This window comes from Fusobacterium ulcerans ATCC 49185 (assembly GCF_900683735.1).
Lineage (GTDB): Bacteria > Fusobacteriota > Fusobacteriia > Fusobacteriales > Fusobacteriaceae > Fusobacterium_A > Fusobacterium_A ulcerans_A.
On the sequence record NZ_LR215979.1, the window covers coordinates 89,449 to 115,550 of the forward strand.

The window sequence follows — 26,102 nt, forward strand, 5'->3', positions numbered from 1 at the left end:
TCGTTCAGACATACTATTTTTCACGTTTTATTCTCTTCATTAATTACACAAATTTTTATAATTTCCAAATTTCTAAAATATAATTTAACTTTTTATTCATTCTCTTTAAGTTTTAAATACTATGATTTTCTAAAAATTCATTGATTCTCTCTATGATACTCTCTTCTCCAAATCCACCAGCTTTAGTAATAACATTTATAGCAGTATCTTTTCCTACTGCTCTAGTAAATACTACACCTGGAAAGATTTCACTCACAGGGATTATATATTGGCATCCTATATTTTTCAGGATACCCATAAGAGTATCTCCACCAAAAATTATCAGATTTTTTATATCATGTTCCCTTATCAAGTCAGAAACAAGCTGCCCTGTACTGTTTGCTATGTTAGATGTTAATTCTTCCATAGGGATGCTATTTTTCTCTGTATATTCAATAGCTTTTTTTATTACATCTTCTGAGTCAGTGGTTCTTAAAAGGAACTTTTTATTATTGTTAATCTTTTCCTTAAAATATTCTTTATCAGTTATATAATTGTCAGAATTTTTGTAATCCTCTGAAATTATATTGGTAAATTTCAAGCTGTCTGAACAATATCCTATTTTTTCTGCATATTTACACTGCTTAAGAGATGTAATGTTTACACTTCCACACACAAAAAGAATTCTGTCATCTTCTAAAATGATATCTTCTTTTTTAGTATCACTTTTAATGTAGTGTGTAAGGACTTCTGCAAATCCAGCATTTCCAATAGTATAGTTTAATCTGTTTTTATTATGCAGAAATTTTCCAATATTTTCCATATCTTCCATATTTTCAGAATCAAAAATATAGATATGTTTTTCTTTATTATCTAATGGAGAAAATTCTTCGTTGATATCTTTTAATTTTACATTTATATCTGACTGCTTATTTATTATATCAGGAATAAAGCTATCTGTTACAGGATTCAATATATCCATAGCAAATTGAGTTTCTGCTAATTTTACATTATTTACATATAGCACCCCATCTTTTACAGTTCTTTTTCCTAATGGGAAAGCTGGAATAAATGAAACTTCATCTATATTCAAACCTTCCATGAACCCTTCTACTTCGCTTCCTATATTCCCTCTTAAAGTGGAATCAGTTTTCTTGTAGAAGAATTTTATTTCTTTTTTATCAAATTTAGAAAGGGCAGATTTTACTCTTTCCTTAGCTTCATCAGCAGGAATATGTCTGCTTTCAGTATCAATAACTACTACATCAGCTTCTTTACAGATATCTTCAAAGTTAAAATTTAAGTCAGTTGTAACAATGGCAGACATATTTTTTTTAGAAAATTGAACCCCTGTATCTAAAGCACCAGTTAAATCATCAGCAATAATTACAAGCTTTACCATAAGAACTCCTTATTGATTATTTCATTCCTTTTGCAGTATTTGCTTCAAGTACTTTTTTGATAGCTTCTATCCCAGCTTCTGGAACTTGGCAGAAAGGTTTTCTGCATTTTCCAACAGGATATCCAAGAAGAGATACAGCAGTTTTTACAATTGTATTTGGGTTTCCAAATTTAAAGCAATCTCTGAAAGAACGGATACTGTCTTGAATTTCTCTAGCTTTTTCTAAATTTCCAGCTACAAAAGTATCATAGATAGAAGCCATTGTAGAAGGGAAAACGTTGGCACAACCAGCTATTCCTCCTCTTCCTCCAGCTAAAAGACACCATAAGATAAGAGAGTCATTTCCTGATAGTACAGCAAAGTCTTTTCTGTATCTTGTTTTTTCTATATATTGAAGCATATTATCAAAGTTTCCACTGCTGTCTTTTACTCCAACTATATTAGGAATTTTACTTAATTTTTCAACTGTAGCAGGAGCTAAGGCATTTCCAGTTCTTGCTGGTATATTGTATAGAACTATTGGAAGATCTACAGCCTCAGCCACTTCTTTATAGTGTTCATAAAGTTCATCTTGAGATGCAGCAGCAAATGATGGTGTGATGATAGAAAGGACATCTATTCCTATCTCTTTAGCTTTTAGAGATAATTCTATTGTTTCTTTTGTACTTACACAACCAGTTCCACCATAAACTGGAACTCTTCCTTTTGCCTCATCTACTACTATTTTTAAAACCTGCTCTTTTTCTTCACGACTTAATATGTAAGCTTCTCCATTTGTTCCAAGAGGAAATAATGCATGTATTCCTGATTCAATTTGGTGATTTACCTGATTTCTTAATTCTTTTTCATTTATTGTTTCGTCAGCATTCATAGGAGTTAATAGAGGTACTATAACTCCTTTTATTTCTACATTTTTCATTTATATTTTCCCCCTTGATCAAATAGTGATTTCTTTTTCAAATTCTTTAGATTCTTCTGGATAGTCCAATCTCATGTGAGTTCCTCTGCTCTCTTTACGTTCAGAAGCAGCTTTCAGCATGAAGTAAATAGACTCTGCTATTTGCAAAGTTTCTGTATCTTTGGCTATTTCATCTTTTTCCAAGATATCAGCAATGATTTTCTTTGCATCTTCTAGTAATTTTCCATCTCTGTATATTCCCAAAGCTTTAACAGCTATTTCTTTTATTTGAGGAACATATTTATTGTATATTTCTTTGTCTGTGTTATATTCAATAGGGAATTCTTTCTTTTCTTCAGCTTTATTTGCAGCAGCTTCAGCAACTGCCTGTCCGCAAAGCAATCCTGAAAGAACTGCCTGACTGGCTGCATTTCCAGCACAACGGCAGGCTCCATGGATTCCGCCGCAAGCCTCACCAATAGCATATAGTCCCTTAACTGTAGATTCATAATTGCCGTCCACTTTGATTCCACCAGAGAAGCTGTGAGCCATAGGACTTACCTCTAGTAATTGCTCATTAAGATCTACTCCATTTTCCATCAAACGATCAAAGAACCATGGATAAGCTTTCAATACTTCTCTGTCTATATGTCTTAAATCAACATAAACTCCTCCATGCTCAGTTCCATTTCCTAGATTAACTTCTTTCCATATTTGTTTGTTCAGCAATGTCTTAGGTGAGCCAGCTTCTCCCTGTGGTCTTACTTTAAGAAGGAATCTTTCACCTTTGGAATTCAGCAGATGAGCTCCCTCTCCAAGCATAGCAGTAGGACAAGGTTCTCCAACTGCTCCAGGAGGATATGCTACAACCATAGGTTCATATTCTAAAAATTCTACATCTATTAAATCTGCTCCAGCTTCTTTAGCTATTGACAGAGTATTTCCTTTGATATCCATTGGATAAGTAGAAGAGCCAAACAGATTTCCTACTCCACCCCATGCAGCTATGACAATTTCAGAATAAACATTTTCTAAATTTCCATTTTTATCTTTAACTGTGATTCCATAGACTTTATTTTTCTCACTTAGAACTTTTACACATTCATATCCTTCATAGAATTTAACTCCTTTTTCTTTTAAAGAAGCTATTAATTTATCAACAATTTCCACTCCGATTAACTCTTTAGTAGAGCACAATGATCTTGGAAAAGTATGTCCAGATACGTGTCTGAGCTTTGTAGTTCCATCAGGATTTTTAGCAAATTTGATTCCCCATCTAGTAAGAAGATCATATCCATTCATTGTATTTTCAGCCATTTCATTTACAAGCTTTCTATTGGCTATCCTATAACCTGCATTGAACATATCCTCTGCATATTTTTCTATGGTATCTCCATAAGGATTGTCAGGTAAAACAAAATTTATTGCAGCTATAACTGGACTTCCGCCATAACCTTTAGTATAAATTGCAATATCCCTTATACCAAGTTCATACATTCTTGCTGCTGATGCCAGAGCTGCTAATCCCATTCCAGCAATAACGACTTTGTGGTGTGTATAATCCATATTTATATCCCCTTTTTTATTATTTTGGTAATTTTAAAACAAGTTTTTTATATCTTGTTGAGAATTCTGTATGTCTTACTGCTTTATGTCCATCATGTGGAAAGCATATATAGAACATTCCAGGAGTTATTTTAATTCTGTTTTCAAGACTGCCGTTCTTATAATAAGTAGCATCTTTTGTTTCATTATATGGTTCTGGATCAAATAATTCTTTATGCTCAGCCCAAGCAAGAACTTCAGACCCTTCTAAGAGGATCTGAATATCTATATACTTGTCATGAGTTTCAAAATTTCCTTCTGTAATTCCTTTAGTAACTCCCTCTTGAACCATGAAGAATCCCCAGTCATATTCATATCTTCCAGTTTCAAAAGTTTTAAATTCATCTAATGTTTTAACTGCTGCTGAAAGATTTTTTACTATTTTTTCATAAAATGATATATTTTCTATTTTATCTATTATCATTTAACTGCTCCTTATGCTTCTACTGGAACTTTTTTCTTTTTAAGAAGACCAGCAGCAATTATATACACTCCAATAACCAATCCAATTATATCTGTTATAGTTTCTGGAGCAATCATACAAAGCGCACCAATAAAGAGGATAGCCCTGTTGAATTTATTGAGTGGTGCTACCATATATCCTGAAATTGCTCCTGCAAGAAGATATGTTCCAAAGAACAGAATAACTGTAGCTTTAGCAATTTCTCCTGGAGTTCCCATTAACAGAAGTTCTGGATTGTAAACAAATACAAATGGCACTAAGAAAGCAACCAGTGCATACATAAAGCCTGTGAATCCTGTTTTCAAGGAATCAGCACCAGCTATTCCTGCTGCAGTATAAGAAGCAAGACATACTGGAGGAGTAATTTGAGCCATTATTCCAAAGTAGAATACAAACATATTTGCAGATAATGGATTTACATTAAGTTTTATCAATACGGGTACAAAAAGTATATTTGATACAAGGTAAGCAGCAACTGTAGGAAGAGCCATACCAAGAAGCATACATCCAAACATCGCTATTATAAGAGCTACACTTAAATGAGAAGTACCTATTTTAGCAATTATATTAGAGAATCTTGTAGCAAGTCCTGACTGAATAACAACACCAATGATTATTCCACAGGCAGCAGTAGGTATAGCGATGTTAGAAGCTTGCTTAACCCCATCTACAGCTGTGTCTGCTGTTGTTCTAAGAGATTGATAATATTTTCCACCTTTGTAGAATTTACTGAATAAGTTGCAAAGGAGAACTGCAAATATACCAACCATTCCACTTCTCATCAATGATTTTCCTGAAATGATATATATAACAAGAACGATTGCAGGAATTATCATATAAACTCTTTCAAGAAGAGGATCTTTTATTTCAATAGTTACAGCTTCTTTGTCAGATACTATAGCTTCTTTTTTAGCCATGAATGTAACAAGGAAGAATACTGAACCATAATATGCAAGAGCTGGAATAATTGCTGCAAAGGCTACTGTCTTATATGGAACTCCAAGCATTTCTGCCATGATGAAAGCTCCCACTCCCATGATTGGAGGCATAATCTGTCCACCTGTAGAAGCAACAGCTTCAATAGCACCAGCCTGATGAGGTTCATATCCTACTTTTTTCATCATAGGAATAGTCATTACCCCAGTAGTTGATACATTGGCAACAGCACTTCCAGATATCATTCCCATAAGACCAGAAGAGATGATGGCAGCTTTTGCTGGTCCTCCAGCACTTTTATTAGAGAATTTCATACCAAAGTCTATAAGCAGCTGACCTCCGCCACATTGAGAGAAGAATGCTCCAAATAGAATAAAATAGAATAAACTTGTTGCAGAAGTATATAGAGGTGTTCCAAATATTCCCCCTGAACCAAGCATCATTGTTTCAGTAAAGCTTCTCATATTTGTACCTTTAAAGTACAATATTCCTGGGCAGTACATTCCAAGCCAGTCATATATTATAAACAGAAGTATAAATATGAAAAGTATTTTTCCAAGAGTTCTACGAACAGCTTCAAGCAGAACCAGTATACAGATAACAGTTGCCATTTTATCCATAGCAGTAACAATATCTACGTATTGCACTCTGATGCTAAGACGAGGAAATTCAACTATTGTATAATAAAGCAGAAAAATGATACCTGCGAAAAATGGGATATCCAATAATTTCATCCATTTTTTTCCTGAATTTTTGTCTGCAGGATTTACTATAAAAATAACCAAAAGAGCCAAAATCAAGTGCATTGGATTTTGAAGCATAGGATCCAATGGCTTTATTAAAGCTAAATATAATTGGAATCCAATGAAAATGACAACAATTGTATTTAGAATATAATTTCGTATACTACTAGAACTTTTTTCCATTTTATCTCCTTTTTATGTAATAGGGTGACTCATAAGTAGAAATATTTCTTATCAATAATTATAGAAGTTAAAGCTGCTAACTGCTTAATTACTGGAAATTTAATCTAGCTTTTTTGTCACCCACTTAGTATTAACAAATTAAGTTAAAGTTAATTTTATTTTAAGTATCCTTTTTCTTTGTAATATCTTTCTGCACCTGGATGCAATTTAACTCCAGTTTGAGCAGGAGTTCCTGCTGTTGCAGGATTGAAGTAAGATAAAGCTGCAAGCTGAGAAGCAAGTTCATCTTTTCCTTCACAAAGAGATTTAGCTAAACTGTAAGCTGTATCATCATCCATATTTTTATGAACAAGGATAACTTGTTGAGAACCAACAGATTTAATAACATTTGTCTGTCCATTCCATGTATTGGCATCGATATCAATGTAGTCAAATCCTGCATGTGCAAGTTTGTCCAGAGTATCTTGACTTAATTGAGGGAAATACATAGCTTTAGTCATACAAAGCTCAGTAGTATTCGCCTGACCAGCTGCAACGTGGTCAATAGTCATATCTGCTTTACCATCTTGAAGATAAATCTTTATAGCATCTCCACCTAGTAAATCAACACTTCCACCCCAAGATCTGATATCATCAAATGTAACACCGAAAGTTTCAAAAAGTTTAACCCCAGCTAGATTTCCAAGAGTACCTATTTTTTTGATAGCTATTCTTACTGGATATTTTTTCTCTACTAATTCTTCTACTGTTGTGATTCCAGTTTTATCAACAAACTCTTTTGTAAATAAAACGTTTAGGAAGTCGTGTCCTAATCCACCAGCAATAGCTGTTGTAGATTTTGTAGGTTCTTTTCCTAATATTCCAGATTCTTCAGACCATTTTGCAGGTCCTGCATTACTCATTATAATGTCGCACTGCTCATTTTCTAAAACTATTGGAGCTCCAACTCCACCAGGAGATTCAGTAGTAAGGTCAATATTTGAACCTTCAGGAAGCCCTTTTAAGAAGATATTAGATATAGCAGATGCATATTGATATGCTCCTGTTCCTACTTCTTGAGTTGCAAATGTTAAGTGGACTTTTTTTCCAGCTGCTGTTGCTGCTGCTGTATCTTCAGATTTTTTCTCACCACAAGCTACAAATGTTCCGCATAAACATAACATTAATAACAATTTTTTCATGATTTACCCCCAATTTTATTTTTATTTTATGTTGTTTTCTGCTAACTTGATTCCATAATCTATTGCATTTATAAGGCTTAATTCATTTGCTGTTCCAGTTCCTGATTGATCAAAGGCTGTTCCATGATCTACAGAGCTTCTTATTATAGGAAGACCTAAAGTTATATTTACGCCAGCAACTGCTTCCCACTTCTGCTCTTTTTGATTATATACAAATCCTATAACTTTTAAAGGAATATGTCCCTGATCATGATACATAGCTACAACAATGTCATACCATCCTCCACGAGCTTTAGAAAAGATAGTGTCAGGAGGAATAGGACCAATTGCATTGATACCTTCCTGCTGAGCTTTATCTATTGCAGGAATGATTTCATCTACTTCTTCTGTACCGAAAAGACCATTTTCACCACAGTGAGGATTAAGTCCTGCCACTCCTATTTTAGGATTTTTTATTCCAAGCTTTTTACAAGCATCATCAGCTATTTTTATAACATCATATACTCTTTCTTTTTTACATCTGTCGCAAGCTTCTCTCAAAGACACATGTGTACTTACATGTACAACTCTTAAATTTTCATGAGCAAGCATCATTGTATATTTCTTTGTTTTTGTGAATTCAGCATAGATTTCAGTATGTCCTGAGTAGTGATGTCCTGCAAGGTTTATAGATTCCTTATTAAGAGCATTTGTAACAGTAGCATCTATTTCATTATTTTGTGCTAGTTCTATTACTTTTTTTACATATTGGAAAGCTGCATTTCCAGCTGCTTTTGAAACCTTTCCAATTTCAAAGTCTTCAGGATTTACAATTCCCATATCATAGACATCTACAGTTCCATGTTGGAATAGAGCCTCTGATATATTTTTGATAGAATGGATTTTTAGATTAGTCAGCCCTGTATATTCAACAGCTTTTTTCATTACTGAAGCATCTCCTATGACAACAGGTCTGCATCTGTCATAGATATCTTTGTTGTTTAAAGCTTTAAGAGATATTTCAGGACCTATACTTGCTGGATCCCCCATAGTGATTCCTATTATAGGCAGTTTATTCAATTTTTTCACCTTCCTAATTTAAAACTTTTAAATAAATATTTTTAATATCATCTAAGCTTAGTTCTTTTAAATTATTTGAAAGCAGCCTAGTTACTTTACTTCCTGCATCAACTAAGAAATCAAGATCATTCATAGTCACTCCAAATTCTTTTAAACTGACAGGTATTTCTGTAACTTCAACAATATTTTTTATTTCATCTATAATGTATTGAGCTTTTTCCTCAGGAGTATTTTTGCTCATATCTGGTCTTAAACGGTCACACATTCTTGAAAATTGCTCTAAGCAGGCATCTTTGTTGAATTCCATTACTGGACTCATCATTATTGCATTAGAGATTCCATGAGGGATATGATATTTTCCTCCTAGGGGATAAGAAAGTGCGTGGACAGCTGTAGTTCCTGATGAAGTTATTGCTATTCCTCCATAAAAGGCTCCCATAAGCATATTAGTTTTTGCTTCCATATCATCTGGATTCAGATAGGCCTTCCTTATATTATTAAATATAAGTTCTCCTCCAGCCAGTGCATACAAGTCACTGAAAGGATTAGCTTTTTTAGAAGTAAGACATTCTACACAGTGAGCAAGAGCATCTACTCCAGTAGAAGCTATAAGCTTCTTAGGAAGCTTTTCTATCATTGCTGGATCCAGTATCACATAATCAGGAATAAGACCATTATTTACAATTCCTACTTTAAGCCCTTCTTCAGGAACAGCAACTATTGAGTTGCATGTTGCTTCTGAACCAGTTCCACAAGTTGTAGGAATCATTAATGATTTTATCTGTTTGCTTCCTTGTGATGGATTTTTTAAAAGATCTTTTACTGTGTAAGAAGCATCTTTTAAGATTGAACATAATTTTGCAATGTCCATTACACTTCCTCCACCTACTGCTATGATAAAATCGCTTTTATATTTGTCCAGTTCTTTCATAACCTTTTCTACATCATGGTAGCTTGGTTCAGTAGCTAGATCATCTATTATGTTGTAATTTACTTTTGTGTTTTCAATCTTTTCAATTATTGCAGAAAAGAAACTGCTTCCTCTAACACCTTTATCGGTAAATACTATAACATTAGAAACTTTTTCTTTATTTAAAATTGTTTCAATGTGCTCTATACTTCCAAATCCTCCATAGACATTAGAAGGGATATTCATATTGTATAATTTCATTTTTCCCCCTTGTAACTTTCAAAGAAAATACTTTTTGTTAAATGTCGACAATCAACTTTCTACTTGAATGATACCCCCAAATTTTTAATTTGTCAATAGAAAAATTTAAAAAAATATTCTGAAAAATTACAAAACGGTTTTTTATCAGTATGTTTGTATTTAAAAATGAATATAAAAAAACAAAAACTGAAAATATAAAAAGGACTAAACCTTGTAAAATACAAGACTTAGTCCTTGATAGTATAACGATTATATTTCATCACTTTTTAAAAGATAATTAATAAGAACTTCTCCAGAAGTCATTATATGATTTTTCATTTCTTTTTCTGCCTTTTCTTTATCCTTTTCTTTGATTAATTCTATGAGGTTGTCATGTACCCCATATTCAATAGAAAGGCTTGAGTTTATCAGCATATTATATTTTGACATTCTCATATAAAGCTGTGTCTGGAGAACAAAATTCTCTATTAATTTTTGAAGTTTTGTATGGTTTGATCTCTGGCAGATAAGATTGTGGAAAGCAACATCACAATTAATGAAGTTTTCTACATCTTGTTTTTTCAAGCTTTCTGTCATAGTCTTAGAAAGAGATACCATAGTTTTTATATCTTCTGGTGTAAAATTATCTATAGCGAGGCTTACCGCCATTCCTTCTAAAAGAGCACGAAGAGAATAAGTTTCCTCTATACTTTTTTTATTCAGTGTGGCAACTGTTGCCCCTTTTTTAGGAATATATTCAACAATTCCCTGAGCTGCAAGTTCTCTTATAGCTTCCCTTATTGGAGCTCTGCTGATATTCATTTCAGTAGCAATAGTCTGCTCGATTATCTTTTCTCCTGATTTGAGTTCTCCTGTGGCAATAGCTGTAATAATGGAATTTATTACTTCAACATATAAATTTGTATTTGATATTGGTTTAAAAGTCCCCATATTCCTCTCCGTCCTTATATATTATAATTATATTATTTTGTTGTTTGTAGAAAGTCGACATTTATTTTCTTTAAAAAAAATTTGAATCATAAAAATATATTCTATTGTAGAAATCATAAATTCTTTAGCTGAAATTAAAAAATACTTTCAGCATCTTAGTATAAATTATTGTAACATTTTTTTTAATATCTATCAACTTAATTAAAAAAAAGGGCTGAATCCTAAGCTCAGTCCCTTTGCAATAATATATTATTTAAAAAAATTAATTTATTTACTATTCTTTTTATCTTCTTTAATTTTTACTAATAAAATTAAAAATAGAAATTGGAACTATGGAGTAATTTTTAAGAATTACCTCTTATTTTTATCCATATCAAATTATTTTTAAATTTAAATAAGTATTTTTATAATTTTTGATATAAAAGATAATATATTATCTAATATTGAAATTTTAGCAATTTTTAGCTAATATATTATATATAGAATTTGATTTATTAAACTTTAAAATGCCTAATGAAATTCAATTGGAAATAGCAAAAAATATAGGGTTAAATTATGATAAAACTAAAAAAAATGCTGAAGAAATGAGAGAAATTATCAAAGAAGATTTAGGAAAAATAATTAAAAGTCAAAAATAAACAATATTAAATTAGGTGTTATTTTTAGGAATAAAAAACAGAAGGCTGATTAATTTCTACCTTCTGTTTTTACTGTTATTTATAAATTTTTATTAAATTCTATATCTTGTTTTTTATCTCTTTTTATAAATAAAACTTCTTCCTTCTCTATATTTTTCTATTAAATTTAATTCTATCATTTCTTTTAAAAGAGTAATAATTCTTGCTTGTCTTAATTTCATATATTTTTCGATTTCTTTACGACTAGCTCCTCCTTTTTCTTCAATTAAATTTAATATTTTTTTATGCTGTTCTTTTATAGTTGGTTTAGAATACTCTTCTTTGGCTGTCTCTTTTATTTCAGAATAATGTACATTAGGAAGTATTACCTGAAATGCTCCTACTTCAGTTTTTATTTGAGGCTTTAGTCCATACTCTCCATAACTTGACATTATCTTTTGTATTCCAGTACCATAAGCTTCAATCAAGTGCAGCCTATAGAATAAATTAGCCAATTTTTCATTTCTTGACTGTGATACTCCCAGCATTATAGCTTCCAAAGAAAGTCCTGACACTATTCCTCCTAAAGATAAAAACTCTATTCGATCTTCATAGATGTTGATTAATGTACTAGCTCCAAAAGAATATTCTCTATGAACTACTGCATTTAAAAGTGATTCTCTAATAGCTTCTACTGGATAATCTCTTTCATCTTTTCTTAAAAGTCCTTCAAATGTAGCAGAAGTTTTATTTAATAAATTGATAAATTCAAATGCATCAGTTACTTGCTTTAACAATGAACCTGTAAATTCTTTTCTATCTTTAAATACTTTTTTTTCTAAACCTTCAAACACTGCTATCTTTAATGTATGAGCACATTGATCTGAAATAAGAAGACCTAAATTAGTATATAGTTCATCTTCTCCTATCAATCCTAATGTTTTCTTTTGAGCTTTTCCAAAAGTTATATCTGCTTTTTTAAATATACTGTCAGCAAAATTAAAAGTAAGTTCCTGATTTAATGAACGTAGTTCCTCATAAGAATCTCCATCTGTTTCTTTTATCATTTGTCTTATATGTTCTTCTGAAGCTGGAACAGATGAACTTCCCTGTCTTACATATACACCTGAAGGTTTAAGTCCTTTGTCAGCTATATAGTATGGTCTTGAAGCTCCTCTTTGTACTCTTACCACTACTACATTCTTTCCTTTAATTAATTCTATATCAGTTGTTACAAACATTGTTACATCAGGCTTTATTGAATTTCTAATCGAAGCAGTTACTTGCTCCAAAGTAGCATCAGGATTGCTTACTCCTAGTATTTCTCCAGAATCATTAACTCCTATGTAAATAATTCCATCATTAGTATTAGCAAAAGCTACTACTTCTTTCTTTATCTCTGGTATAAATATTTCTTTTAGCTCAACACTTGTTCCTTCTTGTAATTTCATAGCTCCTCCTAAAATGGTGATATATTCTAACACTATTCTAACATATTCTAATACTATTAGCAATTGAAAAAATATTAGAATTAAAAAGAAGAACAAAAAAAGGGCTGAATCCTAAGCTCAGTCCCTTTACAATAATATATTATTTTAATAAAAATTTAATTTATTTACTTTCTTCTTATATACTCAGATTTTTAGGCTGAATATACTTGAATACTTTTTTAGAAGGGAGTTCTATCTTCTCACTTGTATAAATATTTTGTACTATTTTTCTTTTTTTATCTGTAAGAGTGAATTTGCCTTTGTTTTTTATTTTTAATTCATTATCCAGTATAACAGCTTCAGCAATACTTTCTATCATCATTTTTATATCTTCTTCAGCTTCATTTAAATTTACTTCCTGATTTTTTAAGATGCTCAATTTTCTGTAATAGTGTAAAAATTCTTTACTATTCATAGTTTACCTCTATGTGTAATTTTCTTAAACTATATCTCTTCCAAAATTCACCTATTATAACAACAAGTATTCCTGTGATTATTCCCCAAAAATTTATCAGTATAAATAGTGATAAAAAACTATTGTTTTTATACATAGATATAGAATCGATTACTACCATATTTTTATATTTTTTTTGAAGTTTCAACCCTGTAAGTATTTTTATTTGTTCCAAATATGCTTCAATAGTTTTTCTTAACTCTTCTGTTTTTGTAGAACTGGTACTATTTGTCATTTCTTGAGAAAAATGTTCAATATTCTCTAAAGCTTTTTTTTCCTCAGCGATAATTATTTTTTCTACTTTATCTGATATGTATTCTTCCATTTCAAAGAATATTTTATCTTTTTCGTTAAATAAACTGTTTCCATCTAGGCTTTCAAGAAAATAAATGTCACTGCTTTCATTTCTTAAATTTCTTATTTCTATAGTATTAGAATTGTATTGGTATTTTATTACATCTTCTGTAATTAAAATATTTCGCTGTACAGCAGATTTTTTTATATATTTTGATATATCTTCTATATCCAAATTAGGGAATGTAAGTCCAGATTTTTGAAATAATCTGTCTTCCAGAAATCTTTCTTTCTCTATATGAAATTCTATACTTAAAATATTTTTATTATTTTCATAATTTAAATATGCTGTTATTATACTTGCAATAAATGCTGCAAGTATAATTGAAAGAAATATTTTCTTCCATTTAAAGAAAATGTGAACTATTTCATATATATTTATTTCATTTTCTATTTCTTCAACTTCATCTTTCCTCATAAACTCCCCTATTCTTTAACTTTTACTCCATCTTTCCATTCTTCCTGAAGAATTACTTTTCCAGATTCATCATATACTTTTATTATTCCATCTGCTTTTCCATCTTTGAATGTTCCTTCTATTTTAGGCTTTCCATCTTCATAATATTGAGTCTGCTTTCCATCTTGTTTTCCATTCTTCCAGCTGCTCTCCAGCATTTTCTTTCCATCTGGATATTTAGCTGTTACTTTTCCTGTAAATGGCTTTTCGGCTCCCTTTTCATAGAAAACTCCACTTTTATTTTCCAATAGAGAAAGGTCTATTTCTTTTAAATTATTTCCACAGCTTATCATTAATAAGGATGCCATTAATATTAATATTTTTTTCATTTATATCTCCTTTTTGTGTAAAGTACAACTGCAGGTAAGTAATTACCTGCAGCTGCTGGGATTTAGTTATGACAAATCTTTACTTTTATAATTAGAATTTGTATCCTGCTCCTAATGTAACTCCAATAGAATCTCTGTCTTCATCATCAAATTCATAAGACAATCCTCCATTGTAGAATACTCCATTTGTTAATTCAACATCTGCCCCTATGTTAAGTTTTAAGCTGTTTTTCTCTAAGTTAGCTCCCTTAACTTTTGCAGTGCTTCCATCATTTCCTGCTCTGCTTATGAAGTTTACTTTGTAGTAGTCATCATCTTTTCCAGCTACATTAGTAGTGAAACTTGCTCCTGCCAGAAGATGCATTTTTCCTGTTTCAAGTGTTATTCCTTTTTTGATTTCCACTCCTAACTCTACATCAGCCATAGTATCTTTAACTTCTTCCTGCTTCATTCTTCCATTATTGATAGAATCCTGTTGGAATCTAGTTACTGTCAATCTAGCTTTTGGTGAAAGTGTTAAGCTTTCTCCAAGTGCATAGTTGTATTTACCTTGAACATATCCACTTAAAGCTGTAGAATCAAATTTATCTTTTCCAATGAAGTTTTCAGCATCTACTCTATCTACCATATATCCCAACCCTGTAGTTAAGTCTATATTGTTGAATTTATCATTTCTATATAGTCCGAAGTAGAATGCGTCTCCATCAGCGCTTGCTCCATTTTTCATATCAAGGTCTTGTTTAGTTCCAGAGAATGCAAATCCTACTGATGAAGTATCAGTCAATCCATATTCCATTGCTCCTAACAATCCTGTGTTTTTAGTTTCTACTTTGTAATCTCTTAATGTACCTTCTCTATCATAATCAGTATTATTGAACAGGAATTTACCTTGAGCTGTAAACTCTCCCTGTCTTGGTCTAACGTTTAGAGATAAAACTGCATCTTCATTCATTTTTAATGTATCTAAAGACATTTTTACAGTTTCAGAATAGATATTATTAGAGTAAAGATCATCTAGTTGAACTGCTCTTAAATCAATATCCTTTGATAATATGTCATGGATAGATTGAGTAGCAATATACATATTATTCAACTCTGCATATTTAAGTCCACTCTCTCCAAGCAAACCATTTTTATTAAACTGTGCATTCCATATTCCATCTGCTCCTTTTACTACATTGTAGTAAATATCACTATTAGCTACAACACTTCCATCTATTAAAAGATGAGCTCCTAAATTGAATGCAGTATTTTCTGTAAGAGTATTAGTCAGCAGAACTACTTTTCCATGTGCTGCATCATTAGGAGAACTTCCATCTAGACTTTGAATACTAACATCAGCTACCTCAGAATTTTGAAGTACATTTTTACCATTTTCTCCTATTTCTACTCCCATATTTCCCTCAACAAGGTCTATTGAAGTTTGCTCATTTGTACTACTAGAAGCTTCTATTACAGAATCTGCCCCAAATGTAAGCATTCCATTATCAGTTACATTAATCTCTTTTATATCAGTAACTGTACCATTTATTTTAGAATTTCCTTTAGCATTTAATGTTCCTTGTAAATTAGAACCACTAAGTTCTCCTTTTATATCAGCATTTACTGTATAATTATCAAGGTTAACTATTCCATTACCTTCTAGCTTTATACCTACTCTGTCTGCTGATGTTGTGTATGTTGTTGTTTCTGGTGCTTGCATATTCATTTCTCCATTAGAAAGCCCAAGAGTACCAGTAACGTCTACTACAATTGCAGCTTCTGTTACTGATGGTCCAGTTGCTGCTGTTATATTTCCTGAATAGTTTAATGTTTTAGAATCTGTTACATTTACCTTTCCAGTTTCTGTGATGTTTATAATTCTATCTGAAGTAGAGTTATCAATTGTTACTGGATTTGTTCCATCTGGAGCTGTAGCTAATGTTCCTTCTAAATTAAGCTGTACATTTGATAAGTTATCAGTTGGATTTTCTGCTTTTAATACAAGGGAATTACTCTCTTTTACACTAAAAGCTCTATCTGCTTCTGATTGTTGAGCTAAAGCTACAGATAAATCTTCTATTGAATGTGACCCATCAAGTGCTGCAGCTGTAGTAAAGTATTTTCCATCACTAAACTTGATGTATCCAACACTTGAGAAACTTCCATTTGAATCACTAGCTATTACATGCATAGTTTTTAACGCTGTTTCTACTTGGACTAGAGTTAAATCCTCTAAACTAGATGCACCAGCTTCCCCTAAAAAGGCATCTGAACTTATAGCTAAATCAATAGTTCCATAGTTTGCTACATTTACTGCTGCCCCTGATGAAATATGTGAACTGTTATCAGGTGTCGCTGTATCAACTGCTTTTAATGTAATTAATCCCTGGTTAGTAAGAGATATAGTATTAGAATTATTACCCACAACTAATTTTCCAGTTCCTGCTATTGTTACAGTTCCTGTATTTTTAACTGAAGCTACATTATCAGCATTAACACTTGATAAGTCTAGAGCTGTTTTTCCTGTTTTTACAGTTAGTCCATCCACTCCTTCTACATTAAGATTTACATTTAAGTGTCCAGCTGTCATAGCTCCTGCTTTAACTATATTTCCATTTCCTGTAATGTCAACATTTTTATTAATATTTACAGTTGCTGTTCCTGCAGCAAGAGCTCCTACATCAACTAAGCTTCCATCTACAACTTTTTGGTCATCAGCATTTAAAACTACATTTACATTTCCAGCTATTGTACCTATATTTACCAAGTTGGCTCCAGATAGTAAGTCAACACTTTTATTGACATTTATATTTACTTCTCCAGCTGTACTATTAGCTACATTTACTAATTTTTTTGTATCAGTTACTTGAAGATTGCTTTGGTTTACATTTACTGTAATAATTCCATCTGCTTTTCCAGCTGTTATATTTACTCCTGTTCCAGATACTTCTGCTTTAGCAACTTTAATATTAGCAGGGGCAGGTTGTGCATTTTCAAGATTTACTGTAATATTATTATTTTTTTCTCCTGCTACTGTTACCCCTGTTCCTGCTGTTGCTCCTAATGTAGTTTTTACAGCTGCAGTAGTAGTACCTGCACCTAAATTTTGTCCAGTTATTGCAATACCAGTAGCATTAGCATTCCCTGTTGAAATACTTCCAGTTGTGATATCAAGAGTACTCTTATCTACAGTTGATATAGCTGCAGTTATTCCAGTAGCACCAGCATTTTCAACAGATATATCCTTTGTTGATATATTAGCTGTTACTGCTCCAACAGTTCCTCCAGTATACTCAATACCTGTTCCTGCACCATTTAAAGTGATAGCTATATCTTCAAGTGTTACATTTCCTACAGCATTAATTCCTTTTCCTGTTCCATTTATTTCAATACTTCCATCAGTTATTGTTGTAGTTCCTGTTCCCTCAACTTTTATTCCAGTTTTCCCATCTGCTACTGTTATTTTTCCAGCTTCTACCTTAACTTTTCCTGCTCCCTCAACTTTTATTCCTACTCCATCTGTTACATCAATTGTTCCTTTATTTATTAAGACGGCTTCTGCTCCCTCTAATAATTCTCCAGTTGCCATACCTATACCTTTTGTTACTGTAATTGTTCCATCATTTGTTAGAGTAGTAGTTTTATCAACTGCTGTATCAGCTAACATACCTATGCTTGTATCAGCGTTTTCACCATTAGAATTTACTGTAATTATCTTGCCGGCATTATTTACAGCTGCCGCTCCTGCTCCTGCTGATAATCCAACAGCAAACTTATTAACTGTAATTGCTCCATTATTTGTTACTGTATCTTCTGCTCCTGCAGCTTTCATTGCTGTTGCTTTATTGCTTGCATTAAATCCAACAGCCTCAATTTCTAAGCTGCTTGCTATAGATTTATGGTCACTATCTGTTTTTAAAAGTGTAATTGCTCCATCATTTGTTGCTGTTGCAGTAACTTTTCCTAATGTATTTGATTGACCTTCTGCTCCAGCAAAAATTGTTTCTCCCTTTTCATTAGTTGTTACTGTTAATAAATTCTCAAGAGCTCCACCTTTTCCTGCCAATTTCTCATACTGTGCTACAGAGATGGAATCTGTAGCTCCTGATACATCGGATGCTCCACCACTATCAACATTAATTGTTACTTTTGGACCATTAGCTGTTGTAAACTCTACAGGTTTTGTAGCCCCAAATGCTACTGTTCCTGCTATTAAGAACCCTACCACTGTTGCTGCTGTTATTGATACTTTTTCCTTTAGACATCTCTTTAGAGATTTCTCTACTTCACTAAAATTGCTAATCATAACTATTTTTCCTCCCATTGTTTTATTTTAACTGCTCTTTTTCCAGACTACTTTACTTTATCCCAGTTTCATCTGTTAAGCTGCAGCTATTTACTTTTTTACTTAGCTTTTTCATAAACCCGTTTTTTACCTTGAACTTCAATGCCGTCCTTTCCTTTGTCATAAACAAAATATTTTTATGAATATCATATATCTTTCTTGGCTTGAGCTTTTTTAATTCAAATACTCCAAAATCTTTTACTATTACTTTTTTGTCTTGTGCAAGTCCTGCAAAAACTGCTTCCCAAAAAAATTCTAATTTTTTCTTTGATTCTTTTATGCTTTTTAATTTTCTCTTCTTCTTGTATAATTTTAGAAATTCGATCTCTGTCATAACACTCTCTTTTCCACTAAAAAATCACACCTAAAAAAATTGTTCTTGTTTATGTATAAATACGAACTTTTTAAATTTTTTTTATTTTTTTTAAAATCATCTTAAATACAAAATTTAACTTACATTTTTTTAAAAGTTCAATGTTTTTAAAAAAATAAAAATTGATTATTTTGGTTTTTTATGGTATATATAATTGATAGGAGTAAAGATTGTTTTAGATAGTTACAAATTCTGAAAGTGTTCGTATTTATACATAAACAAGAACTCCTGATTTTTATTTTTTGGTTTTTTTAATTTTTTTTCTTCCTTTCTGAATTTTTCAATCATTTTTTTCCAGCCTTTAACTCAATATATTTTTTACACAAAAAATATAAAATAAAATGAGGGGTGCAGAATGATTTTTGAGAATTACCTCTTGATTTTTTGCCGTCATTTTAATTTTTAAATAAAAAAACTCAGACGCATTCATCTGAGATTCTTTATATGCTCTCTATTAAATTTTATTCCAGAAGAAAAATCAGGCTTTTTGTGTAGATTACAATACTTGCTCCCATTTTTTTGTGAATAATATCTCCCCCTTCAACTTTGTCATAAATAGTATTTCTGTGTTTGTTGAAATATTCTGCTGTCTTCTTCACTGTAGTCCATTCTCCCAGATTCTCTACCATTTCATCTGCCAGTGCCTTATCTATTGCTGAAAGACTTCCTAGCTTCTTAAAAATATATTCTTCCCTCTCCATATGTAATTCTCCTTTTTTATTTTTTTAAGATATAAATTCAAAGAACTTCTGTTTTGTCATTCCCCTTCTGCTTTTCCCTGTTACCTGTACAGGAAAGCACATATCAATTATCCTATCTCTTATCCTATTCTGCCCCTGTGTTGAAAACTTTTCACTTATCTCGCATTTTTCCTCATCTTCGTTGAAATTTAAATTTGTAGAAATTATCAAAGGCTTCTCGCTTCTGTATCTTGTATCAATGAGATTATATATTTTCTCTGCTCTCCATCCAGTATTATTTCTATCCAGCCCCTTTTCCCCTCCAAAGTCGTCTATCACTAGCAAATCGCATTTTTCCACCTGCTCCAGAATATTCATCTCTGCTTCTGCCCACTGGAGTGTGAGCTTATTGAGATACAGCCCTAAATTCATTACCAGTACTGTTTTTCCCCTTTCCATGAGATAGTTGACTATACAGGCAGTGGTAAAAGTCTTTCCTGTTCCTATTCCTCCATAAAACAACAATCCCTCCTGTTCATCTTTTTTCAGAAAACTTTTCACATATTTCTGTGCCAGCTGCATCTGCTGGTTGTCCATATCAGCATTTTTAAAAGTGCTTTTTATAAATCTGCTGTCCATAACAGAAATATCCTTAAATTTCTTCACTTTGTTTATCATACATTCCTGAACTCTTTTTCTTTCCATTTCCTCCATTTCTCTTTTTTCCTCCTCTTCCAGACAGGGACAGGCAGGTATGTATTCTAATTTTTTTCTGAAAAATTCAGGAAGATTTTTAAGATAACTATCCTCATTCTTTACATACTCTTTCCCGCAATACTTACATTTCTTCATTTTCATTCTCCTCTAATGCTCCATTTAGAATACTGTTAATAAAATCTCCTGTAAAATCTTCGTACTCTGGTTTTTTAAATTTTTTCATAGGATTATTTTTCTCTGCATTCATCTTTCTTTTGTCTTTGAAATTTCCATTAAGAGCCTTTTTTAGATTATCTATTTTGAAAATACTGTTGATGCTCATACTGTTTTTAACAAACTGGGATTTGGACATCTCTGTCAGTGCTTCAAACAGCTTTAAAGTTCCTAACTCCCTCCATACTTTCAAAATCACATAGTTATCTGGACAATAGTTATATGCAGGTAATTTCAGCTCTTTATATTTTTTTAATATATCCTGTATCTCCACAGGAGCATTACTTGATTTTTCTTTCTCAATTTCTTCTTCATGTTTTAGATTATCAACTGCTTTTTCTTCTGCCCTTGTGTGTGTATTATTTATATTTTTATCTTTTATGTTATTATTAATACTGTTATTATTAGTTTCTCCCTGACCGTGTCCGATAAAATCCGTATCGGTTTTTGCCGTGTCCGGTGAAACTATACATTGGTTGATGTTTACAGTATATAGATTTTGTGCAAACTTCCCCTTTTCTTTGTGCTGTATCACTGTTACATACCCTCTGTCTTTTAATTCTCTGACATATTTTATCAATGTGTCTTTGCCTATTCCCAAATCTCCGCATATTAAATTTTGTGATGGAAAAGCATTTTTTCCTTTTCCAGTGTAGCTGCATATATAGGCATATACAGCTTTAGATAAAACATTTAAATCTCTGTCCCTCATCACTTTTTTTGCTATAAATCCATATCCTTCTTTAAATATTCCCTGTCCTTTAATTTTCTCCGTCATCTTCTCTCCTTTTTTGAAATAAAATGTTTTTTTATCTTTTTTCTTTTTTATATTAGTTTTTTAATTGAGTTTTCTTAAAATTTTTTTCCAAGTAATTGATAGTTTTATATCACTATTTCAAAATTTAAAATATTTTTTTCTTGCCTTCTTTAAAATAAGTTGTTATAGTTGTACTCAGACACTTCCAGTAGTGTAAAAAAATTTAAAGGTGGGAAATTAGTGAAAGAAAATTTGGAAATAATTGAAGAAAAAGAAATAGCAGACAGAGAAAAAATTATTGAACTCTTAGAAGTAATTATGGAAGTCTGGCTTGAGATGAGAAAGAGGTCTTGTTAAATTACCATTATTTGTTCTCCTAAAGGTAAACTTTATTTTTTTTAATTTTTTATTTTTGCAGGTTTATCAAAAAACAACATAACATATTGTATCTCTAAAGAGGAACTGTGTCAAGAAATAAAAAACTTTTTATTAATGGAGTATCTCCTCTAATATTTCAATAGAAAAGCTCATATACTTAGAATTCCTTCCTAAAGTTATATGAGCTTGAAAAAAATTTTTGTTATATTTTATCTATTTTTTCTTTTATTTCATCTAATATATTTTTATCTTCTTCTAGTGTTCCTTTTCTGAAGCTAAGTATTTCCAGTCTTTCAATTACCATTCTCAGTATATCTTTCTGTTCCTTTATATCCAATTTTTCAAGGAAGATATTATATAGTTCTATCATAATATTTTCATTATTTATATATGGACTTTTAATTTCTTCTATTACAAAATCAGGGATTGTTTCATTAACATATGCTTTTATTAATTCTTTTTTCTGCAGAGGATATTCTTTTACAAGTTTTTCAAGAATCTCAATATTTATAGGCTTTTCAGACTTCTCTATTTTATCTATATAGGTAAAATATATTCCAGTTTTTCCAGATAAAGCTCTCAAACTGTCCCTCTGCTGTGTTCTTATCTTTTTTAGTACTTCACCAAATCTCATTTTGTACCTCTCTTTGTTTATAGGCTTTTTTTTAGATTATATAATATTTTATAGTAAAAGTAAAAAGATAATTATTCCAGCTGTATCTTTAGAGTGGGACTGTTTTATTTAGTAAAAATAAAACTAAAAAATTTTGATTTTAGATTTTTAAGAAAGATGGTATAATATATAGTCTAAATTTAAAAGGAGGAGAAATATGAATATTTATTATATCTATCACAGCTGTTTTGTAGTTGAAAATTCAGAGTATGTTTTAATCTTTGATTATTATAAAACTCCAAGAAAGAAAAACCCTTTATTTAACATAGAAGATTTTATTGCCGAGATGGATAAAAAAGTAGTAGTTTTTTCTTCTCATGCACATGCAGACCATTTCAATCCTGAAATTTTGAAATGGCAGGAGAAAAATCCGCAGATATCTTATGTACTTAGTAGCGACATTGGGTTAAAAACAATCCCTGAAAGATGCTATATAGTATCAGAAGGAAATGAAACTACAGTAGAAGGGCTTAATATAAAAATATATGGTTCTACTGATGCAGGAGTATCTTTCTGGATAAAAATGGGAGATAAAATTGTATTCCATGCTGGAGATCTCAATTGGTGGTACTGGTCAGATGATACAAAAGAAGAGGAAGATTTTATGAGAAACTCTTTCCAAAAGATAATAAAAGATATAAAAGAAAATACAGAGAAGATAAATGTAGCTTTCTTCCCTGTTGATCCACGTTTGGAAGAAAATACTTTTCTTGGGGGGAAATATTTTGTTCAAGAGCTTCACCCTGAAATTATTATTCCAATGCATTTTGGAAAAAGCTACAATGTAACAAAAGAATTTTGTGAAGCATTGAAAGGAACTGAAACAAAAGGTGTAGTAATAAATGAATGTCTGGAAAAATTACTAATATAATCTTTCTGAAAAAGCGCCAAATAGGAATTGGAAAAAATTAAAACGTTGATAAACCATATATTATTTGATATAATATATGTTAAATAAAATTATAACAAGGAAAATGAGTATGAATTGGGAAAAAATGGATTACAGATTAGATAGCATCTACTTTATGTTAAAAACAGATGAAAAAGGAAAATATATAGTACCAGTTTTTTCTGATGGAACAGTACTAGATAGTCTGGATTTTGTTGAGATAGATGATTATACAGATAAAACACAATCAATTCTTTCTTATATAAAAGGAATAAAGGAAGACAGTTTTTTTATTGATTGGGAAAAAGAGTATCAGGAAGCTTATTTAAGCGAACATTCAAATCTTATTCCACAGCTTATTGATAATGATAAATTTGTTGATGAAAATATGAATAAGATACAATGGGTAAAGGAAAATAATACTCTATCATTAATCATAAAAGAAAAAGAAGAAGATGAAAATATTTTATATACTGAGCTTCTTTTAAATGGAAGTTTCAATGATTTTGAAATAATAAATGAAGAATTAGCTGCAAGAAAAGGAGTATTTTATATTCTGGAGAATGAAGATAATGGACTTCATAGTATAAAGGAATTAATAGGAAATGTTCATAAAAAGGAACTTGAAAATTTTATAACTATAACTATGAAGTATTTTAAAAATATAGAGATAGAATATAAGGATTATAAAATTGTACAGGGAGAAAAAAATATTCCAGTACCTCAGATAATAATAGAAAAAATCTCACAGGACAACAGCTTGTATCTCCAGATAACACTTATGATATCTACGATGGATTATGAATTTTTGAAAAAAAATGAAATAGAACATACAGCAGTGGTAAATAATCTTGAAAAGAAGATATTTATAAGTGAAGTTGATTTGAGCAGACTTCCAGAAGCTATGGAAGAGATAGCTAAAGTATTGGCAAAATTACAAAAAAATATAAAGATAAAAGCAGGTTTCTATATAGATGAAGATAATCTTGTTATTATGCAGGAAAAACTTGCTAAAGAATTTATAATGAAAGAGCTTTTACAGTTTGCCTCAAAATATAAAGTAGTTGGAACAGATAAATTAAGAAAGTATAATATAAAAGCTGTAAAACCAAAAGTAGTTGGGAACTTCAGCCATTCTATAGATTTCCTTGAGGGAGAGATAGAACTGGAAATAGAAGGGGAAAAATTCTCTATATTAGATGTACTTTCATCATATAGAAAAGATTCATATATAATGCTGAGTGATGGGACAAGTGCTCTTATAAATAGAAAATATATAGAAAAATTAGAAAGACTTTTTAAAGACAGCGATAAGAAAAAAGTAAAATTATCATTCTTCGACCTTCCATTAGTTGAAGAACTGATAGAGGACAAGATATTCTCACAGGAGATGAACAGAAGCAGAGATTTCTTTAAGGGGATAAATAATGTAAAAAGTTATGAAATAGATCCCCCTAATGTAAAAGCTCAGCTCAGAGAATATCAAGAGTATGGATTTAAATGGCTGGCATATCTCATGGATAATAATTTAGGAGGATGTCTGGCTGATGATATGGGGCTTGGGAAAACTCTTCAGGCAATAGCGGTTTTGACAAGGCTTCATGAGGAAAAAGGAAAGAAAAGCCTTGTGATAATGCCTAAAAGTTTGATATACAACTGGGAAGGGGAAATAAAAAGATTCAGTCCTAAGCTGAAAGTAGGTATTTATTATGGAAATTTCAGAAATATAGACATCATTAAAAAGAGCAGTGTAATACTAACTACTTATGGAACTATAAGAAATGATATTGAAACTTTAAAAGAGATGAAGTTTGATACAATAATTCTTGATGAATCTCAAAATATAAAAAACATCAATGCACAGACAACAAAAGCAATAATGCTTCTTGAATCAAAAAATAGAATAGCTTTGAGCGGTACTCCAATTGAAAATAATCTTGGAGAGCTCTATTCCCTGTTTAGATTTCTGAATCCAGCTATGTTTGGAACAGCAGAAGAATTTAATAATTATTATGCTGTACCTATACAGAAGGAGAATGATCAGGAAGCTATTGAGGAATTGAAAAAGAAAATTTACCCTTTTATATTGAGAAGAGTAAAGAAAGAAGTACTGAAAGATCTTCCAGATAAAATAGAAAAAACTATGTTTATAGAAATGAATGCAGAACAGAAAAAACTTTATGAAGAAAGAAGAAGCTACTATTATAAAATGGTAAACAGCCAGATAAGAGAAAATGGTATTGGAAAGACACAGTTCTTTATTCTTCAGGCTCTTAATGAACTTAGACAGATAACAAGCTGTCCAGAAGCAAAAAGCAATGGAGTTACTTCAAGCAAGAGAGAAGTTCTGGTAAATAATATAGTGGAAGCTGTAGAGAATGGACATAAGGTGCTTGTATTTACAAACTACATAAATTCAATAGAAAATATATGCGATGATTTAAAAAGATATGGAATAAACTATCTTTCAATGACTGGAAGTACAAAGGACAGACAATCTTTAGTAGATAGATTCCAGAAAGATAATAAATATAAGGTTTTTATTATGACATTGAAAACAGGAGGAGTAGGGTTGAATCTTACTGCTGCTGACACAATATTTATATATGATCCATGGTGGAATAAAACTGTAGAAAACCAAGCAATTGACAGAGCTTACAGATTAGGACAGGATAGAACGGTATTTTCATATAAATTGATACTAAAAGATACAATAGAAGAAAAGATATTGCAGCTGCAGGATACAAAGAGCAAGTTATTAGATAATTTAATATCTGAGGACAGTTCATCAATGAAAATACTTACTGAAAAAGATATTGAGTTTATACTTGGAGAATAGATTAC

The 26,102-nt window shown here is 31.2% G+C and carries 22 protein-coding genes; 3 read left to right on the forward strand and 19 right to left on the reverse strand.

Annotated elements, in window-relative coordinates:
- Positions 1–112 precede the first annotated feature (112 nt).
- The 9 genes from E0E45_RS00435 to E0E45_RS00475 form a co-directional block, all read right to left on the reverse strand.
- The gene (locus E0E45_RS00435; RefSeq protein WP_130889320.1) at positions 113–1,381 is read right to left on the reverse strand and encodes a four-carbon acid sugar kinase family protein; all 1,269 of its coding nucleotides are present in this window, start codon (positions 1,379–1,381) and stop codon (positions 113–115) included.
- A gap of 16 nt (positions 1,382–1,397) precedes the next feature.
- Positions 1,398–2,300 carry a 4-hydroxy-tetrahydrodipicolinate synthase gene (dapA, locus tag E0E45_RS00440; protein ID WP_130889321.1) on the reverse strand — a complete coding sequence of 301 codons (903 nt, stop codon included), beginning with the start codon at positions 2,298–2,300 and terminating at the stop codon, positions 1,398–1,400.
- An 18-nt stretch (positions 2,301–2,318) separates the two neighbouring features.
- The gene (locus E0E45_RS00445) at positions 2,319–3,845 is read right to left on the reverse strand and encodes an FAD-binding protein (RefSeq protein ID WP_130889322.1); all 1,527 of its coding nucleotides are present in this window, start codon (positions 3,843–3,845) and stop codon (positions 2,319–2,321) included.
- Positions 3,846–3,864: 19 nt separating this feature from the next.
- Positions 3,865–4,308, reverse strand: a complete 444-nt coding sequence (locus E0E45_RS00450; protein WP_130889323.1) for a YhcH/YjgK/YiaL family protein — start codon at positions 4,306–4,308, stop codon at positions 3,865–3,867.
- 11 nt (positions 4,309–4,319) lie between these two features.
- A complete protein-coding gene (locus E0E45_RS00455; protein ID WP_130889324.1) occupies positions 4,320–6,209 on the reverse strand; it encodes a TRAP transporter permease in 1,890 nt (629 codons plus the stop codon).
- Between the two features lie 155 nt (positions 6,210–6,364).
- Complete coding sequence (locus E0E45_RS00460) at positions 6,365–7,390, reverse strand: TAXI family TRAP transporter solute-binding subunit (protein ID WP_130889325.1); 1,026 nt, start codon at positions 7,388–7,390, stop codon at positions 6,365–6,367.
- Between the two features lie 21 nt (positions 7,391–7,411).
- Positions 7,412–8,449 carry a 4-hydroxythreonine-4-phosphate dehydrogenase PdxA gene (gene pdxA, locus E0E45_RS00465; protein WP_232044027.1) on the reverse strand — a complete coding sequence of 346 codons (1,038 nt, stop codon included), beginning with the start codon at positions 8,447–8,449 and terminating at the stop codon, positions 7,412–7,414.
- Between the two features lie 13 nt (positions 8,450–8,462).
- Positions 8,463–9,620: an iron-containing alcohol dehydrogenase gene (locus E0E45_RS00470; protein ID WP_130889326.1), complete on the reverse strand. Its 1,158-nt coding sequence runs from the start codon at positions 9,618–9,620 to the stop codon at positions 8,463–8,465.
- A gap of 249 nt (positions 9,621–9,869) precedes the next feature.
- Positions 9,870–10,550, reverse strand: a complete 681-nt coding sequence (locus E0E45_RS00475; RefSeq protein WP_130889327.1) for a GntR family transcriptional regulator — start codon at positions 10,548–10,550, stop codon at positions 9,870–9,872.
- Between the two features lie 506 nt (positions 10,551–11,056).
- Here E0E45_RS00475 and E0E45_RS17985 point away from each other — a divergent pair.
- Positions 11,057–11,188 carry a hypothetical protein gene (locus E0E45_RS17985; RefSeq protein WP_269472026.1) on the forward strand — a complete coding sequence of 44 codons (132 nt, stop codon included), beginning with the start codon at positions 11,057–11,059 and terminating at the stop codon, positions 11,186–11,188.
- A 113-nt stretch (positions 11,189–11,301) separates the two neighbouring features.
- Here E0E45_RS17985 and E0E45_RS00480 read toward each other — a convergent pair whose 3' ends face one another.
- The 10 genes from E0E45_RS00480 to E0E45_RS00525 all read right to left on the reverse strand — a co-directional run bounded on the left by E0E45_RS00480 (position 11,302) and on the right by E0E45_RS00525 (position 22,330).
- A complete protein-coding gene (locus E0E45_RS00480; RefSeq protein ID WP_130889328.1) occupies positions 11,302–12,618 on the reverse strand; it encodes an RNA-binding domain-containing protein in 1,317 nt (438 codons plus the stop codon).
- A gap of 175 nt (positions 12,619–12,793) precedes the next feature.
- Positions 12,794–13,072, reverse strand: coding sequence for an HU family DNA-binding protein (locus E0E45_RS00485; RefSeq protein ID WP_130889329.1), 279 nt, complete (start codon positions 13,070–13,072; stop codon positions 12,794–12,796).
- On the reverse strand, positions 13,065–13,883 hold the full coding sequence (locus E0E45_RS00490) for a hypothetical protein (protein WP_130889330.1): 819 nt from the start codon (positions 13,881–13,883) through the stop codon (positions 13,065–13,067). Before E0E45_RS00490 ends, E0E45_RS00485 begins: the two co-directional genes overlap by 8 nt.
- An 8-nt stretch (positions 13,884–13,891) precedes the next feature.
- Positions 13,892–14,251 (reverse strand): toxin-antitoxin system YwqK family antitoxin, encoded by a 360-nt coding sequence (locus E0E45_RS00495; protein ID WP_130889331.1) that lies wholly within the window; start codon positions 14,249–14,251, stop codon positions 13,892–13,894.
- A gap of 91 nt (positions 14,252–14,342) precedes the next feature.
- A complete protein-coding gene (locus E0E45_RS00500; protein WP_130889332.1) occupies positions 14,343–18,539 on the reverse strand; it encodes an autotransporter domain-containing protein in 4,197 nt (1,398 codons plus the stop codon).
- A gap of 52 nt (positions 18,540–18,591) precedes the next feature.
- On the reverse strand, positions 18,592–18,912 hold the full coding sequence (locus tag E0E45_RS00505) for an HU family DNA-binding protein (protein ID WP_130889333.1): 321 nt from the start codon (positions 18,910–18,912) through the stop codon (positions 18,592–18,594).
- A 500-nt stretch (positions 18,913–19,412) separates the two neighbouring features.
- Complete coding sequence (locus E0E45_RS00510; protein ID WP_130889334.1) at positions 19,413–19,652, reverse strand: DNA-binding protein; 240 nt, start codon at positions 19,650–19,652, stop codon at positions 19,413–19,415.
- A gap of 24 nt (positions 19,653–19,676) precedes the next feature.
- On the reverse strand, positions 19,677–20,483 hold the full coding sequence (locus tag E0E45_RS00515; protein ID WP_130889335.1) for an ATP-binding protein: 807 nt from the start codon (positions 20,481–20,483) through the stop codon (positions 19,677–19,679).
- The gene (locus tag E0E45_RS00520) at positions 20,470–21,339 is read right to left on the reverse strand and encodes a helix-turn-helix domain-containing protein (RefSeq protein ID WP_130889336.1); all 870 of its coding nucleotides are present in this window, start codon (positions 21,337–21,339) and stop codon (positions 20,470–20,472) included. The genes E0E45_RS00515 and E0E45_RS00520 overlap by 14 nt, the downstream gene beginning before the upstream one ends.
- A gap of 559 nt (positions 21,340–21,898) precedes the next feature.
- Positions 21,899–22,330: a helix-turn-helix domain-containing protein gene (locus E0E45_RS00525; protein ID WP_130889337.1), complete on the reverse strand. Its 432-nt coding sequence runs from the start codon at positions 22,328–22,330 to the stop codon at positions 21,899–21,901.
- 196 nt (positions 22,331–22,526) lie between these two features.
- On the opposite strand from E0E45_RS00525, the gene E0E45_RS00530 reads away from it, so the two are divergent.
- Together E0E45_RS00530 and E0E45_RS00535 are read left to right on the forward strand one after the other, a co-directional pair.
- A complete protein-coding gene (locus E0E45_RS00530) occupies positions 22,527–23,240 on the forward strand; it encodes an MBL fold metallo-hydrolase (protein ID WP_130889338.1) in 714 nt (237 codons plus the stop codon).
- A 109-nt stretch (positions 23,241–23,349) separates the two neighbouring features.
- Positions 23,350–26,097: a DEAD/DEAH box helicase gene (locus E0E45_RS00535; RefSeq protein WP_130889339.1), complete on the forward strand. Its 2,748-nt coding sequence runs from the start codon at positions 23,350–23,352 to the stop codon at positions 26,095–26,097.
- The last annotated feature ends 5 nt before the right edge of the window (positions 26,098–26,102 follow it).